Here is a 14,141-nt window from a genome sequence, read left to right as displayed (position 1 = left end):
CATATCACATTGATGGAGTTCTATAATGGCGTGGAATGAGCCTGGTAACAACGGCGGCCGTGATGATAAAGACCCTTGGGGTAATAAAAATCACGGTGGACGTGAACAAGGACCGCCTGATCTGGATGAGGTTTTCTCAAAACTGAGTCGTAAGGTTGGTGGTGTGTTTGGTAGTAAAAAAGGACCAACAGGCAGCGGTAGCGCTGTAGGTTTGGGTGCTGTTGCAGTTTTAGCTGTGGCTGTATGGGGATTTTCAGGCTTTTACACTGTAAGTGAAGCAGAGCAAGGTGTTGTGCTGCGCTTTGGTAAGTTTGATCAAATCGTCAAGCCTGGTTTGAACTGGAAGCCGACTTTTATTGATGAAGTCATCCCAGTTAACGTACAAGCAATTCGTTCGCTACGAGCTTCTGGCTTAATGCTAACTAAAGACGAAAATGTACTGAAAGTTGAGATGGATGTTCAATACCGTGTTGATAACGCTGAGAAGTATTTATTCAGTGTGACCAATGCTGATGATAGTTTGCGTCAAGCAACAGATTCTGCACTGCGTGCGGTTATCGGTGATTCAACCATGGATCAAGCGTTAACAACAGGCCGTCAGACTATTCGTGCGAATACTCAAACTGCAATCAATAAAATTATTGCAAAATATGACATGGGTATCCGTGTTGTGGACGTTAACTTCCAAAGTGCGCGTCCACCAGAGGCTGTAAAAGATGCCTTTGATGATGCTATTGCGGCACGTGAAGATGAAGAACGTTATGTTCGTGAAGCAGAAGCTTATAGTAATGACATTTTGCCAAAAGCAACCGGTCGTGCTGAGCGTCTGAAGAATGAAGCAGAAGGTTATTCTGAGCGTGTTATTAATGGTGCTTTAGGTGATGTTGCACAGTTTGATAAGCTGTTGCCTCAATATGAAGCGGCTAAGAAAGTAACCCGTGAACGTATGTATCTTGATACGATGGAACGTGTTTACAGCAATACCAGCAAGGTGTTAATTGATACTAAGTCTGGTGGTAATAACGTGATGTATTTACCGCTAGAGAAATTAATGAATCAATCAAATAACCAAGCGAAAAAACCGGCGGATTCTGGCCGATTAAGTGGTATTGAATTGGAAAAAGTGGAAACACCGACACCAGTCGCTCCAACACCACGCGCTGATACTGGCCGTCAAGGGAGATATTAATTATGCGTAAGTTAATCATCCCAGTAGTTGTGATTTTTATTGCACTATTATTGATGTCTATGTTTGTCGTCAAAGAAGGTGAGCGCGGTATCGTGGTGCGTTTCGGTCGTATTCTAAAAGATAACAATACCGAAATTGCACGTGTTTACGAGCCAGGTCTTCACTTTAAAGTACCTGTGTTTGATCGTGTGCATGATCTTGATGCACGTATTCAAACCATGGACGACCAAGCTGATCGTTTCTTAACTGCTGAGAAAAAAGATGTAATCATTGATACTTACGTAAAGTGGCGTATTAAAGATTTCGGTAAATATTACTTAGCAACAGGTGGTGGTAATACATCAACTGCAGAATCGTTATTAAAGCGTAAAGTCGTTGATAGCTTACGTGCCGAAATTGGTGCGAAAGAGATCAAACAAATTGTATCTGGAGAAGACAGTACTTCAGCTCCTTCTGTGCCTGCTGATATTGCACAAACTAAAGCTGCGAAAGCTGCTTTAGCTGTGATTGAAGGTGTGGTACCGGTGAAGAAAGTTGAAGGTCAACGTGATCAAATCATGGCTGATGTACTTGAAGAAACGCGTGAAAGTGCGAAAGACTTAGGTATTGAAGTAGTTGATTTCCGTATTAAGAAAATCAACTTACCAGATGAAATCAGTGAGTCTATCTACCGTCGTATGCGTGCTGAACGTGAGTCAGTGGCGCGTAGCTACCGTTCTCAAGGCCGTCAACGTGCTGAAGAGCTTCGTGCTCGTTCAGAACTTGAAGTGGCAACAGTTTTGGCTGACGCAAAGCGTAAAGCACAAGTTGTACGTGGTGACGCAGATGCACAAGCGGCTGAGATTTATGCGAAAGCATATAATCAAGATCCTGAGTTTTACAGTTTCTGGCGTTCTTTGAAGGCGTATGAAAATAGCTTTAATTCGAAAAATGACATTCTTGTTGTTGATCCGAATAATGAGTTCTTTAAATACATGAACCATTCAGAGCTATCAGCAAAGTAAGCTCGCTTTCATAACAGTGCAATCGTTATAATAAAGACAAGGCCTTCGCCTTGTCTTTTTTTTTGGATGAAATATATGATGAATACCGTTCTGTTAGCCATTGGTTTAGTGTTAGTTGTTGAAGGGTTAGGACCATTACTTGCCCCTCAAGGGTGGCGTAATATGGTCAGTCAATTAAGTCAACAAGATGATAATACATTGCGTCGTATTGGTGGGTGTTTGGTCGTCGCTGGTAGTGTTATTGCGTATATGATGTTTCTTAAAATATAGAAAAACGGCCATAAAAAAGAGATAAAACTCGTCATATATGCAATGTATTAAGCCAAAAATGACTGCAAGCGGGCAATTTAGGTGCTAGAATCCTTTTTTAACTACGATAGATGAAGAAAGATGGCAAATAATGTAGTCGTTCTTGGCACCCAATGGGGTGACGAAGGTAAAGGTAAGATTGTTGACCTGCTGACCGAAGATGCAAAATATGTCGTTCGCTACCAAGGCGGACATAACGCCGGTCACACCCTAGTTATTGACGGTGAGAAAACTGTTCTTCACCTGATCCCATCAGGCATCCTACGTGACAATGTTAAATGCATCATCGGTAATGGTGTTGTACTTTCTCCTGATGCACTAATGAATGAGATGGGTCCACTAGAAGCACGTGGTATTCCTGTTCGTGAGCGTCTGTTCCTATCAGAAGCTTGTCCACTAATTCTTCCTTACCATATTGCTCTTGACCAAGCTCGCGAAGCGGCTCGTGGTAAAAAAGCAATTGGTACAACAGGTCGTGGTATCGGTCCTGCTTACGAAGATAAAGTTGCTCGTCGCGGTCTTCGCGTTGGTGATTTATTCGATAAAGCCGCTTTTGCTGAGAAGCTAAAAGAAGTAATGGCATACCATAACTTCCAGCTTGAGCATTACTACCATGCTGAACCTGTAAGCTACGAAGAAGTACTAGAAAAAGTACTTTCTCAAGCAGATCTATTAACATCAATGGTTATCGATGTAACTAAAGAACTTGATGATGCGCGTCTACGTGGCGACAAGATCATGTTTGAAGGTGCACAAGGTACATTGCTTGATATCGACCACGGTACTTACCCATACGTAACGTCTTCTAACACGACAGCTGGTGGTGTTGCTGCGGGTTCTGGTTTCGGTCCTCGTCACCTAGGTTACATTCTAGGTATCGCGAAAGCGTACTGTACTCGTGTGGGTGCAGGTCCTTTCCCGACTGAACTATATGACGGTCTAGAAAAGCAAGATCCTATCGGTAAACACCTAGGTACTGTTGGCCATGAGTTTGGTGCAACAACAGGTCGCCTACGTCGTACTGGTTGGTTCGATGCAGTAGCTATGCGTCGTGCAGTACAAATCAACTCTATCTCTGGTTTCTGTCTAACTAAATTAGATGTACTAGATGGCCTAGAAGAGCTAAAAATCTGTACTGGTTACAAAACGAAGTCTGGTGAAATTCTAGAAGTTTCTCCAATGGCGGCTGATGCGTACGACGATTTAGAACTAATTTACGAAACAATGCCTGGTTGGAGCGAAATTACATTTGGTGCTAAGACACTGGATGCGCTACCACAAGCAGCACTTGATTACATTGCACGTATTGAAGAGCTAACAGGTGTGCCAATTGATATTATTTCAACGGGTCCTGATCGTAACGAAACGATTGTTAAAGTACATCCATACGGTGAATAATCACTGGCGATAACTTTAAGCAAAAAAACCAGCTTTCGAGCTGGTTTTTTTATAACTCAAATTTGGTGTTAGGTTGCCATCTGTCATGATTAAAGTTTTATTTTACATTGCCGATAGATAACTATTCGAGATGTGAGGAATGTAAATGAAATGCTTACTGATGACGATTGTTCTTGGGTTAGCAACACCCGCTTATGCCCTTGCTGTTGTGGGAGAAGCGGTACCAATTTACACCGAAGATCAACTTAGCGCATGGTTTACAACTAACCAGCATTTACGCCAAGTGAAAGCAGATGATTGTCAGTTAGTACAAGATATTCAAGCGCGCGCAGAAAAAATAGAATCACCCACTTATCAATTTCTTTATGGGGATATGCTTGCATGGGGTGTATGTGTCTCTAAAGATATTGATCAAGGTATGTATTACATGCGTGCAGCTGCTCAGCAAGGTGTACCTGTTGCATTAGAACAATTAGGACGTTATTACGCTCATGGCATTATTTTGCAGCAAGATAAAGAGCGTGCGATCCCTTACTTACGTGAAGCCGCCGCTTTAGGTAATGTTCGTGCACGGATTGAGTTAGCTCAATTACTCATTGCTGATAATGGTAGTCCATTAGATTTTGAAGACGCGTATCGCTGGTTGTATCAGACAGTGACCACCAATAAGCGACAACATCAACAATTACGGCGATTACGCCAGCAGCTAGAGCAAAAGATGCCTGCCAATATTATTGCTCGTGCTAAGCGACGTTCGTCGTTTTGGTAGTCGTGATGATAAATTGCAATAAAAACAGCATCTAATCAGATGCTGTTATTGGTTGGGTAGGATTTGATGGTGTGAGTCGTAATTTTAAATATTACAGTATGTTATGCGGGCCAAAACATTCATAATGAATACGATCACTGGTGATACCCAATTCAATTAATTGCTTGGCGATAAATTGCATAAAGCCAACAGGACCACAACAATAAAAATGCATTTCAGGATCTGAAATTTGAGCGGTAATTTTATTGAGTTCGATTAAGCCTTGGTAGTCATAGTTTTCTGCTTGGCGATCCGTTACTGCGGGAGCGTTATACCATGTTAATGCAGTAATATGCTGATGTTGGCTTGCTAATCTTTTAACGTGATCTTTATAAGCATGTTGCTGACTATTTTCTGTTGCATGTAACCAATTCACTGCCGCTTGATGTTGAGTTAGCGTTTCAAGCATGGCTAACATAGGTGTTAAGCCAACACCGGCTGAAATTAATGTTACTGGTGTTTGAGGGTCAACACTCAAGAAAAAATCACCAGCGGGAGCGACCAGTTTAACGTTATCACCGACATGAATTTTATCATGAAGGTAGTTGGAGACTGTTCCTTGTGCTTCTCGTTTTACTGAAATACGGTAATGATCGTTATTAGGTGCTGATGATAAGCTGTATTGACGAATTTCTTGGTTCGCTAATTCTTGTGCATTGATATAAATACCAAGATATTGTCCTGGTTTGTAAGTTGCAACTTGACCGCCATCTGTTGGTGCAAAAGTAAAACTGGTGATCAATTCACTGTCAGGGTGTTTACTGGTTACAACAAATTCACGTGTACCACGCCACCCACCTACTTTATTATCACTTTCTTGATAGATCTCTTCTTCACGGTTAATGAATATATTAGCCAACACGCCGTATGCTTCTTCCCATGCGTCTAATACCTCTTGGCCTGGAGATAATAATTCATCAATAGTCGCTAATAGATGATGACCTACGATCTGGTATTGATCGGCAGTAATTAAAAAGCTGGTATGTTTTTGTGCTATTTTTTCTACAGCAGGTAGTAGTACCGCTAAATTATCAATATTATTAGCGTAAGCACAGACAGCGTTAAATAATGCTTGTTGTTGGCTTGATGGCGTGTTTTTATCTGAGCCTTGTTGATGGCTCATATTAAAAATATCTTTAAGCTCTGGATTGTGATCAAACATACGCTGATAAAAATGTTGAGTAACGGCTGGACCAGCAGCTGCGATAATCGGTGCCGTCGATTTTACGATATCAATGGTTTTTTGAGTGAGCATGACTTTCTCTTTTGTAAGTTGTATTTATAATATATGTTATAAGTTGTATCTGATCTGTATCTTTTAGTCAAGAACAAGATTAAAATAGTAACAGGAGGAGTGAATGTGCAGTTAACCAGCTTTACCGATTATGGCCTACGAGCCTTGATATACCTTGCCAGCTTGCCTGAGGGTGAGTTAACAAGTATCACAAAAGTAACCGACACTTATGGTGTGTCGCGTAACCACATGGTCAAAATTATTAATAAATTGGGCCAATTAGGTTATGTAGAAACCGTACGAGGAAAAAATGGTGGTATTCGTTTAGGAATGCCTGCAGGAAGTATTGTATTAGGGCACGTAGTAAGGGCGATTGAACCGTTACAAATCGTCAATTGTGCACCTGATTTTTGTAATATTACTCCTGTATGTCAGTTAAAGGGGATCCTTACTGATGCGCGTAATGCTTTTTTAAATGAGCTAGATAAGTACACATTATTGACTTTGATTGATAATAATCCACCATTGCGTGTCTTATTAGGGTTGCCTGCAGAACACTAAGGCCATTTAAAGATAATGGTCTAGCATCATATTACTCCCTATTATTTAGTGGAATAGGTATTTATTGCCTGTTCCCATCTGTTCACCTAAGAGCTGAGTATACTTAATGTATGGCTAGCTAACAGGAACTGTTTATGTCTAAAGGTACTACCGATTTACCGGTTGATCCTTTTCGCGAACGCGAAGCATCTAATTACGAAAATCCCATTCCAAGCCGTGAATTACTACTTGAAGTAATTCGTGGTTTTAGTACACCCGTTAGCCGTGACCAGTTATTTACTGTGTTAAAGCTTAAAGGTGATGATCAATATGAAGGCCTACGTCGTCGCTTACGCGCGATGGAACGTGACGGACAATTAATTTTCACACGTCGTCAATGCTATGCATTGCCTGAGCGTTTGGATTTAATTAAAGGGTACGTTATCGGCCACCGTGATGGTTTCGGTTTTTTACGCCCAGAAGGGACTTACAGTAAAGAGACTGATTTATTATTACCTGCCCATCAAATGCGCAGTGTGATCCATGGCGATTATATTTTAGCGCAAGCTGAAGGCGAAGATAAACGTGGCCGTCGTGAAGGTCGAGTTGTGCGCGTCTTAACAGAATCACCGAACCAAATTGTTGGCCGTTTCTTCCTTGAAGACGGCATGGGTTACGTCGTGCCCGATGATTCTCGTATTGCGCAAGATATCATTATTCCAACAGACGTTCGCCAAGGTGCTCGTATGGGTAACGTGGTTGTGGTTGAGATCAATCAACGCGCAACACGTCAACATAATGCCGTTGGCCGTGTCGTTGAAGTACTGGGTGAGAATATGGCACCGGGTATGGAAATTGAAATCGCCCTCCGCACTCATGATATTCCCCATGTGTGGCCATCTGAAGTTGATAATCAAATTAAGCATCTGACCGAAGAAGTGCCAGAAGAAGCTAAATTGGGACGTGTCGATTTACGTCAATTACCCTTGGTGACTATCGATGGTGAAGATGCACGTGACTTTGATGATGCGGTGCACTGTCAGCGTAATCCTGATGGTGGCTGGCGTTTATGGGTCGCAATTGCTGACGTAAGTTACTATGTACGTCCAAAATCAGCATTAGATAATGAAGCACTAAAGCGAGGTAACTCTGTTTACTTCCCAGCTCAAGTGATTCCAATGTTGCCAGAAGTTCTGTCAAATGGTCTCTGTTCACTCAATCCACAAGTAGATCGCTTGTGTATGGTGTGTGAGATGACAGTCTCTGAAGGCGGTAAGCTAACAGGCTACAAGCATTACGAAGCAGTGATGAATTCACATGCGCGCTTAACTTACACCAAAGTAAGTAACATGCTTGAAGGTGATGACGAGTTACGTCAACGTTACGCGCCATTAGTGCCGCATCTTGAAGAACTTTACAGCATGTTTAAAGCGCTGAAAGTGGCGCGTGAAGCACGTGGTGCGATTGAATTTGAAACGGTTGAAACCAAGTTTGTCTTCAATGCAGATCGTAAAATCGAGAACATCGTACCGCTAGTGCGTAATGAAGCACATAAAATCATCGAAGAATGTATGATTTTAGCCAATATCGCTTCAGCACAATTTGTTGAAAGTGCTAAAGAGCCAGCGTTATACCGTGTTCACGACACTCCAGGTGAAGAGCGTCTACAAGGTTTCCGTGATTTCTTGGGCGAGCTAAGTTTAGAGCTTGGTGGTGGTTTAGAGCCAAGTCCGAAAGATTACGCTGCATTAGCGAATTTAATTCAAGAGCGTAATGATCGTGAATTAATTCAAACCATGCTATTGCGCTCAATGAAACAAGCGATCTATCAAGCGGATAATATTGGTCACTTTGGTTTAGCCCTCAGCCAATATGCGCACTTTACGTCGCCAATTCGTCGTTACCCTGATTTAACCTTGCACCGTGCGATCAAATTCTTAATTGCTAAGCAAGCTGGCAATACTAAGAACGATACGCCAACGGGGGGTCATCATTATTCATTTGATGAAATAGATGCCATTGGCGAGCAGTGTTCAACCACAGAGCGTCGTGCCGATGATGCTACTCGTGATGTATCTGATTGGCTCAAGTGTGAGTACATGCAAGATCACCTTGGCGATGAGTTTGAAGGTGTGATTGCTAACGTTACCGGTTTTGGTTTCTTTGTTCGCCTTAATGAATTAAACATTGATGGTTTAGTGCATATTTCAAACCTTGCTAACGATTACTACCAGTTTGATCCTGTGGGTCAACGTTTGGTGGGTGAGAGTTCCGGTGTGATTTATCGTTTAGGTGATACCGTGTACGTTAAAGTGGCTGCGATTAACCTAAATGACCGTCAATTAGATTTTGATATCGTTGGCGCCGAGCGCAAGCAACGTGGTGCGGGTAAAACTGCTAAAGGGCGTGAGAAAAAGCAACGGATGCGCAAAGCTGACGGTCTTAAACGTCAGGGAATGCCTGCGTTTAAAGTTGAAAATGGCGAAGCGGTAGTCGATGAATCACGTGCTAAAAATAAACGTGAGCGCTCTTCGGTACGTAAAAAGTTAAAAGAAGGCGCGATTCCAGCAGCTGATGCTAAAAAGAAAAAGCCAAGAAATAAAAAACCACGCAAGTTATCGGATGAAAAACCGCTAACTGATCCTAAAAAGAAACCCAAAGTTCGCAAGAAGAAAAAGCAACGTGCGGGTAAATCTGAACGTGCAGCAAAGAAGAGTTAATTGATGAGTAATGATATGATTTTTGGCATCCATGCCGTTAAAGCCGTGCTTGCATCTGATCCGGTACGTTTTATTGAAGTCTTCGTACTTAAAGGACGTGAAGATGATCGTTTACTGCCGCTAATTACTGAGTTACAAGAATTAGGCATCACGATTCAAGAAGCAGGCCGTAAAGCATTAGACGACAAAGTAGATGGTGCTTCTCATCAAGGTATTATTGCGCGTGTACGTCCAGGTAAGCAATATAACGAAAACAACCTTGAAGATTTATTAGCCACCAAAGAAAATCCGTTATTGCTGATTTTAGATGGCGTGACAGATCCTCATAATCTTGGTGCGTGTTTGCGTAACGCAGATGCTGCTGGCGCTGTCGCAGTGATTGTGCCAAAAGATCGCTCAGCGCAGTTAAATGCAACTGCAAGTAAAGTGGCTTGTGGTGCGGCTGAAATTATGCCGTTAGTTCGTGTTACTAACCTTGCTCGTACTATGCGTGCGCTTCAAGATAAAGGCGTATGGATTGTGGGTACGGCAGGTGAAGCGACCCATGATATCTACCACAGTAAACTGACAGGGCCATTGGCGATTGTGATGGGTGCTGAAGGTGAAGGTATGCGTCGTTTAACGCGTGAAACCTGTGATGATTTGATTAAAATTCCAATGGCAGGTTCAGTTTCAAGTTTAAACGTATCTGTTGCGACGGGTATTTGTTTGTTTGAAGCGGTACGTCAACGCGGATAATGCGTGATTACGTGCTAAAAACTGCATAATTATTTAAACCCACTCAGTGATTACTGGGTGGGTTTTTTATTATGTGACGGTATGAAAAATGCGCATTGAGTGGGACTGTTACTAAGCAGTAGATACGATCTGCTGAGGTTAGGGTTCATTTTATTGAAAAACGGCGAGTGGTGATAAAATAAGCTTGCCTAGATTGATCATTCTCTGTACTATCCGTCATCCAAATTCTCGGTTCTTTTTTTTAGTTCCTTGCTTCCCCAGGATAACCGAGCCGACAAGGGAAGCTGAATAATCCGTAAGGAGCAACCTATGCGTCATTACGAAATCGTATTCATGGTGCACCCTGATCAAAGCGAGCAAGTTGCTGGCATGATCGAGCGTTACACTGCTGCTATCAAAGATTCTGGTGGTCAAATTCACCGTCTAGAAGATTGGGGCCGCCGTCAAATGGCTTACCCAATTAACAAATTGCACAAAGCACATTACGTTCTTATGAACGTAGAAGCTAAGCAAGATGTTGTTGACGAGCTTGAGTCAAACTTCCGCTTCAACGATGCAGTGATCCGTAACATGATCATGCGTACTAAACACGCTGTTACTGAGCCATCTCCTATGATGAAGGCTAAAGAAGAGCGTTTTACTAAGCGTGAAGATCGTGCTGAAGCACAATCTGAAGGCGAAGCAGCTGCTGAGTAATTTGTTTAAATGACTAATCGTCTGGTGTTGACTGGCACTATTGCCAAGCATCCCAAACGAAGCCAATCCCCGGCAGGCATACCTCATTGTCACTTTGTGCTTGAGCATCGATCTGTGCAGCGGGAAGCTGATTTACCACGCCAAATATATTGTTATATTAACGTGGTAATCAGTGGTAAAGGTCAACAAGTACTCACTCAAGATTTAGTTGTCGGAAGCAATATTAAGGTGGAGGGATTTATCTCTTACCAAACCGGCCGTAATGGTATCGGGAAATTAGTTTTGCATGCCGATCACATTGACTTAATTTAGATCAGGAGATAGCCCATGGCTCGTTTCTTCCGTCGTCGTAAATTCTGCCGTTTTACAGCAGAAGGCGTACAAGAGATTGACTACAAAGACGTAGCAACTCTAAAAAACTACATCACTGAAGCTGGTAAGATTGTACCTAGCCGTATCACTGGTACTCGCGCTAAATACCAGCGTCAGCTAGCTCGCGCTATCAAGCGTTCTCGTTACCTAGCACTTCTACCGTACACAGATAAGCATCTGTAAGCGGCAGTCGTTTTTAGAACTTTATAGAGGACAAGATAATGCAAGTTATTCTACTTGATAAAATCGCTAACCTAGGTGGCCTTGGCGACCAAGTTAACGTTAAAGCGGGCTATGCTCGTAACTTCCTTATCCCACAAGCTAAGGCAGTTATGGCGACTAAAGCGAACGTTGAAATGTTCGACGCACGTCGTGCAGAGCTAGAAGCTAAAGTTGCTGAGCAACATGCTGCTGCTGTAGCACGTGCTGAAGCACTAAACGTACTTGAAGGTGTAGTTATTGCATCTAAAGCTGGTGACGAAGGTAAACTATTCGGCTCAATCGGTACTCGTGACATCGCTGAAGCAGTTTCTGCTGCAGGCGTTGCACTTGTTAAGAGTGAAGTACGTCTACCTGAAGGCGCACTACGTACTACTGGCGAATTTGAAGTTAGCGTTCAGCTAAGCTCAGACGTATTCGCAACTGTTAAACTAAACGTTGTTGCTGCAGAGTAATCGCTTTTAGCTTTAATAGAAAAAACCAGCCTTCGGGCTGGTTTTTTTATATCTGTAATTTAGACAATCATAATTTATAACGTATAAATAAGTGAGATTGTGGTAGTAGTATCTGAATTCTGCATACCTTCTGGCACCCAAGAATAAGCCGTTTGAGTGTAGCCTAAGTTTAAAGCAATATTATCCGTAATGGCGTTGGTGGCATTTAAGGTCGTTTCTAAGGTCGTGTTGCTTTGCCCTGATATAATATTAAACTTAGCACTAAGTGTTAGGGTCTTTAATGGCTTCCATTTTATATCAACGGTACTTTGCAATACCATTTCATTGACAACTTCTTGTTTAACAATACTGTCATCTTTTATTTCATCAAGATTAGGGTCTTGATGACGAAAGCCCGGACCGATATCGACCAATGTTTGAAAAGTTTCATAACTAAATAAACGGTAACCGATACCTGTTGAAACGATTGAATCTGCATAATAAGGCCCATAGCGGTCATCAATATAACTGCCATTACCATAAAAATAATAACCATCTCGAATCATTCGCTTTGCTTTTAAGCTCATCGACATTTTACGTTTGTCTTCTTCACCATTTTTCTTTGCCATAATAAACTTGGCATCACCGTTGGTTTGATAACGGCCTTTGGTATAGGTGAGTGCAACATTACCATTTAAGGTTTGGGAATCAGAGTTACCCGATAGCGACTGATAGCCTAAGCCAATGGTACTTGTTAGTGGCGATGGCTCATTTGATGTCGTTGTTTCTTCACTAGCATTAGCTGCGGTAGTGGCAAGTAAAAGTAATGTGAGTATATATCTTGCCAAAAGACCTCCGCTGGCAGGGTAAGGTAACGGTCGAAACATTGATCGCCGCATTCTAGCGTAAATTTGTCAGCTTTTGGTTAGGAATTGTCAGCATACTTTTCGTAAAACTAAAAAGGAGGATAATTGTTATGGATACAAGTGAGCAATCATCATGGTTTATAGCTACTCAGAGACAGGGGATAGGTTATACTGTCGAGCTTCGTTCTTGGTTTTGGTAAATGCACAATTGCTATGACAGATAATCGTAAATCGAAACAATTAAAAGATAATCAAATGGACGCCATTAAGATGCCACCGCATTCGCTTGAGGCTGAGCAATCAGTACTTGGCGGTTTAATGTTGGATAATGAGCGTTGGGATACTGTTGCTGAGAAAGTGGTCGCAAAAGACTTTTACAGCCGTCCTCATCGGATTATTTTTGAGGCAACCGCAGCCTTATTAGAAGGTGGACAGCCACTTGATTTGATCACGCTGTCTGAGCATCTTGAGCGGTCTGATAAACTTGATGGTGTAGGTGGTTTTGCTTACCTTGCCGAATTAGCGAAAAACACTCCGTCGGCAGCGAATATTTTAGCGTATGCTGATATTGTCCGTGAGCGAGCTTTGATTCGTGACATGATTGGGGTGGCGAATGAAATTGCTGACGCAGGTTACGATCCTCAAGGGCGCACCAGTGAAGATTTGCTGGATATGGCAGAAAGTAAAGTTTTTGCAATTGCCGAACAGCGCACTAATGATAAAGAAGGCCCGCAAAACGTCGATACTATTTTAGAGCGCACGCTTGAACGTATCGAGTTGCTTTATCAATCACCCCAAGACGGTGTAACCGGTGTCTCAACAGGCTTTACTGATTTAAATAAAAAGACAGCGGGTTTGCAGGGGTCTGATTTAATTATTGTTGCTGCGCGTCCATCGATGGGTAAAACTACCTTTGCGATGAACTTATGTGAAAACGCCGCCATGGATCAAGAAAAGCCGGTGCTAATCTTCTCGTTAGAGATGCCTGCTGAACAGATCATGATGCGTATGCTGGCATCATTATCACGTGTAGATCAAACCAAAATTCGTACCGGACAATTGGATGATGAAGATTGGGCGCGAATATCATCAACAATGGGTATTCTGATGCAAAAGAAGAATATGTTCATTGATGATAGTTCAGGCTTAACACCAACAGAGGTGCGTTCACGGGCGCGTCGTATTGCACGTGATCACGGTGGTCTTAGTATGATCATGATTGACTACCTTCAGTTGATGCGAGTGCCGGGACTACAAGAAAATCGTACTTTAGAGATTGCTGAAATCTCACGCTCGCTGAAAGCATTAGCGAAAGAATTAAATGTGCCCGTTGTTGCCCTTTCTCAGCTTAACCGCTCACTGGAACAACGTGCTGATAAACGTCCTGTTAACTCGGATCTGCGTGAATCTGGCGCCATCGAGCAGGATGCTGACTTAATCATGTTTATATACCGTGATGAAGTTTATCACGAAGACAGTGCCCTTAAAGGGATCGCTGAAATCATCTTAGGTAAACAGCGTAATGGTCCAATTGGTACTGTACGTTTAACGTTCCAAGGCCAGTTCTCTCGCTTTGATAACTATGCAGGCCCTGCCTTTGATGAAGAGTAAGCC

Annotated in this window: 15 protein-coding genes; 13 read left to right on the top strand and 2 right to left on the bottom strand. The window is 42.4% G+C overall.

Features of this window, described 5'->3' with window-relative positions:
* Positions 1-25: 25 nt before the first annotated feature.
* The 5 genes from hflK (at position 26) to motX (ending at position 4,669) form a co-directional block, all read left to right on the top strand.
* A complete protein-coding gene (hflK, locus tag OC457_RS12710; RefSeq protein WP_080175003.1) occupies positions 26-1,189 on the top strand; it encodes an FtsH protease activity modulator HflK in 1,164 nt (387 codons plus the stop codon).
* A gap of 2 nt (positions 1,190-1,191) precedes the next feature.
* Positions 1,192-2,193 (top strand): protease modulator HflC, encoded by a 1,002-nt coding sequence (hflC, locus tag OC457_RS12705; protein ID WP_080175002.1) that lies wholly within the window; start codon positions 1,192-1,194, stop codon positions 2,191-2,193.
* Between the two features lie 75 nt (positions 2,194-2,268).
* The gene (locus tag OC457_RS12700; protein ID WP_080175001.1) at positions 2,269-2,463 is read left to right on the top strand and encodes a DUF2065 domain-containing protein; all 195 of its coding nucleotides are present in this window, start codon (positions 2,269-2,271) and stop codon (positions 2,461-2,463) included.
* 120 nt (positions 2,464-2,583) lie between these two features.
* Positions 2,584-3,900, top strand: a complete 1,317-nt coding sequence (locus OC457_RS12695) for an adenylosuccinate synthase (protein WP_080175000.1) — start codon at positions 2,584-2,586, stop codon at positions 3,898-3,900.
* 145 nt (positions 3,901-4,045) lie between these two features.
* Complete coding sequence (gene motX / locus OC457_RS12690) at positions 4,046-4,669, top strand: flagellar protein MotX (RefSeq protein WP_080174999.1); 624 nt, start codon at positions 4,046-4,048, stop codon at positions 4,667-4,669.
* A 91-nt stretch (positions 4,670-4,760) separates the two neighbouring features.
* Here the strand turns inward: motX and hmpA are convergent, their stop codons facing one another.
* Positions 4,761-5,963, bottom strand: coding sequence for an NO-inducible flavohemoprotein (gene hmpA, locus OC457_RS12685; RefSeq protein WP_080174998.1), 1,203 nt, complete (start codon positions 5,961-5,963; stop codon positions 4,761-4,763).
* 105 nt (positions 5,964-6,068) lie between these two features.
* Between hmpA and nsrR the strand changes: the two genes are divergently transcribed.
* The 7 genes from nsrR (at position 6,069) to rplI (ending at position 11,682) form a co-directional block, all read left to right on the top strand.
* The gene (nsrR, locus tag OC457_RS12680; protein ID WP_080174997.1) at positions 6,069-6,503 is read left to right on the top strand and encodes a nitric oxide-sensing transcriptional repressor NsrR; all 435 of its coding nucleotides are present in this window, start codon (positions 6,069-6,071) and stop codon (positions 6,501-6,503) included.
* Positions 6,504-6,637: 134 nt separating this feature from the next.
* A complete protein-coding gene (rnr, locus tag OC457_RS12675) occupies positions 6,638-9,202 on the top strand; it encodes a ribonuclease R (RefSeq protein ID WP_080174996.1) in 2,565 nt (854 codons plus the stop codon).
* A gap of 3 nt (positions 9,203-9,205) precedes the next feature.
* The gene (rlmB, locus tag OC457_RS12670) at positions 9,206-9,940 is read left to right on the top strand and encodes a 23S rRNA (guanosine(2251)-2'-O)-methyltransferase RlmB (protein WP_080174995.1); all 735 of its coding nucleotides are present in this window, start codon (positions 9,206-9,208) and stop codon (positions 9,938-9,940) included.
* Positions 9,941-10,249: 309 nt separating this feature from the next.
* Positions 10,250-10,636: a 30S ribosomal protein S6 gene (rpsF, locus tag OC457_RS12665; RefSeq protein ID WP_045038396.1), complete on the top strand. Its 387-nt coding sequence runs from the start codon at positions 10,250-10,252 to the stop codon at positions 10,634-10,636.
* A gap of 9 nt (positions 10,637-10,645) precedes the next feature.
* On the top strand, positions 10,646-10,948 hold the full coding sequence (priB, locus tag OC457_RS12660) for a primosomal replication protein N (protein WP_036788812.1): 303 nt from the start codon (positions 10,646-10,648) through the stop codon (positions 10,946-10,948).
* A gap of 15 nt (positions 10,949-10,963) precedes the next feature.
* The gene (gene rpsR, locus OC457_RS12655; protein ID WP_005421136.1) at positions 10,964-11,191 is read left to right on the top strand and encodes a 30S ribosomal protein S18; all 228 of its coding nucleotides are present in this window, start codon (positions 10,964-10,966) and stop codon (positions 11,189-11,191) included.
* Between the two features lie 38 nt (positions 11,192-11,229).
* The gene (gene rplI / locus OC457_RS12650) at positions 11,230-11,682 is read left to right on the top strand and encodes a 50S ribosomal protein L9 (RefSeq protein ID WP_080174994.1); all 453 of its coding nucleotides are present in this window, start codon (positions 11,230-11,232) and stop codon (positions 11,680-11,682) included.
* Between the two features lie 74 nt (positions 11,683-11,756).
* Here rplI and OC457_RS12645 read toward each other — a convergent pair whose 3' ends face one another.
* Positions 11,757-12,509, bottom strand: coding sequence for a DUF481 domain-containing protein (locus OC457_RS12645; protein ID WP_080175052.1), 753 nt, complete (start codon positions 12,507-12,509; stop codon positions 11,757-11,759).
* A gap of 231 nt (positions 12,510-12,740) precedes the next feature.
* Here OC457_RS12645 and OC457_RS12640 point away from each other — a divergent pair, with 231 nt between their 5' ends.
* Complete coding sequence (locus tag OC457_RS12640; RefSeq protein WP_080174993.1) at positions 12,741-14,138, top strand: replicative DNA helicase; 1,398 nt, start codon at positions 12,741-12,743, stop codon at positions 14,136-14,138.
* The last annotated feature ends 3 nt before the right edge of the window (positions 14,139-14,141 follow it).

The sequence above is a fragment of the Photobacterium toruni genome (assembly GCF_024529955.1).
GTDB classification, from domain to species: Bacteria; Pseudomonadota; Gammaproteobacteria; order Enterobacterales; family Vibrionaceae; genus Photobacterium; species Photobacterium toruni.
This window is presented reverse-complemented; position numbering and strand designations above follow the sequence as displayed.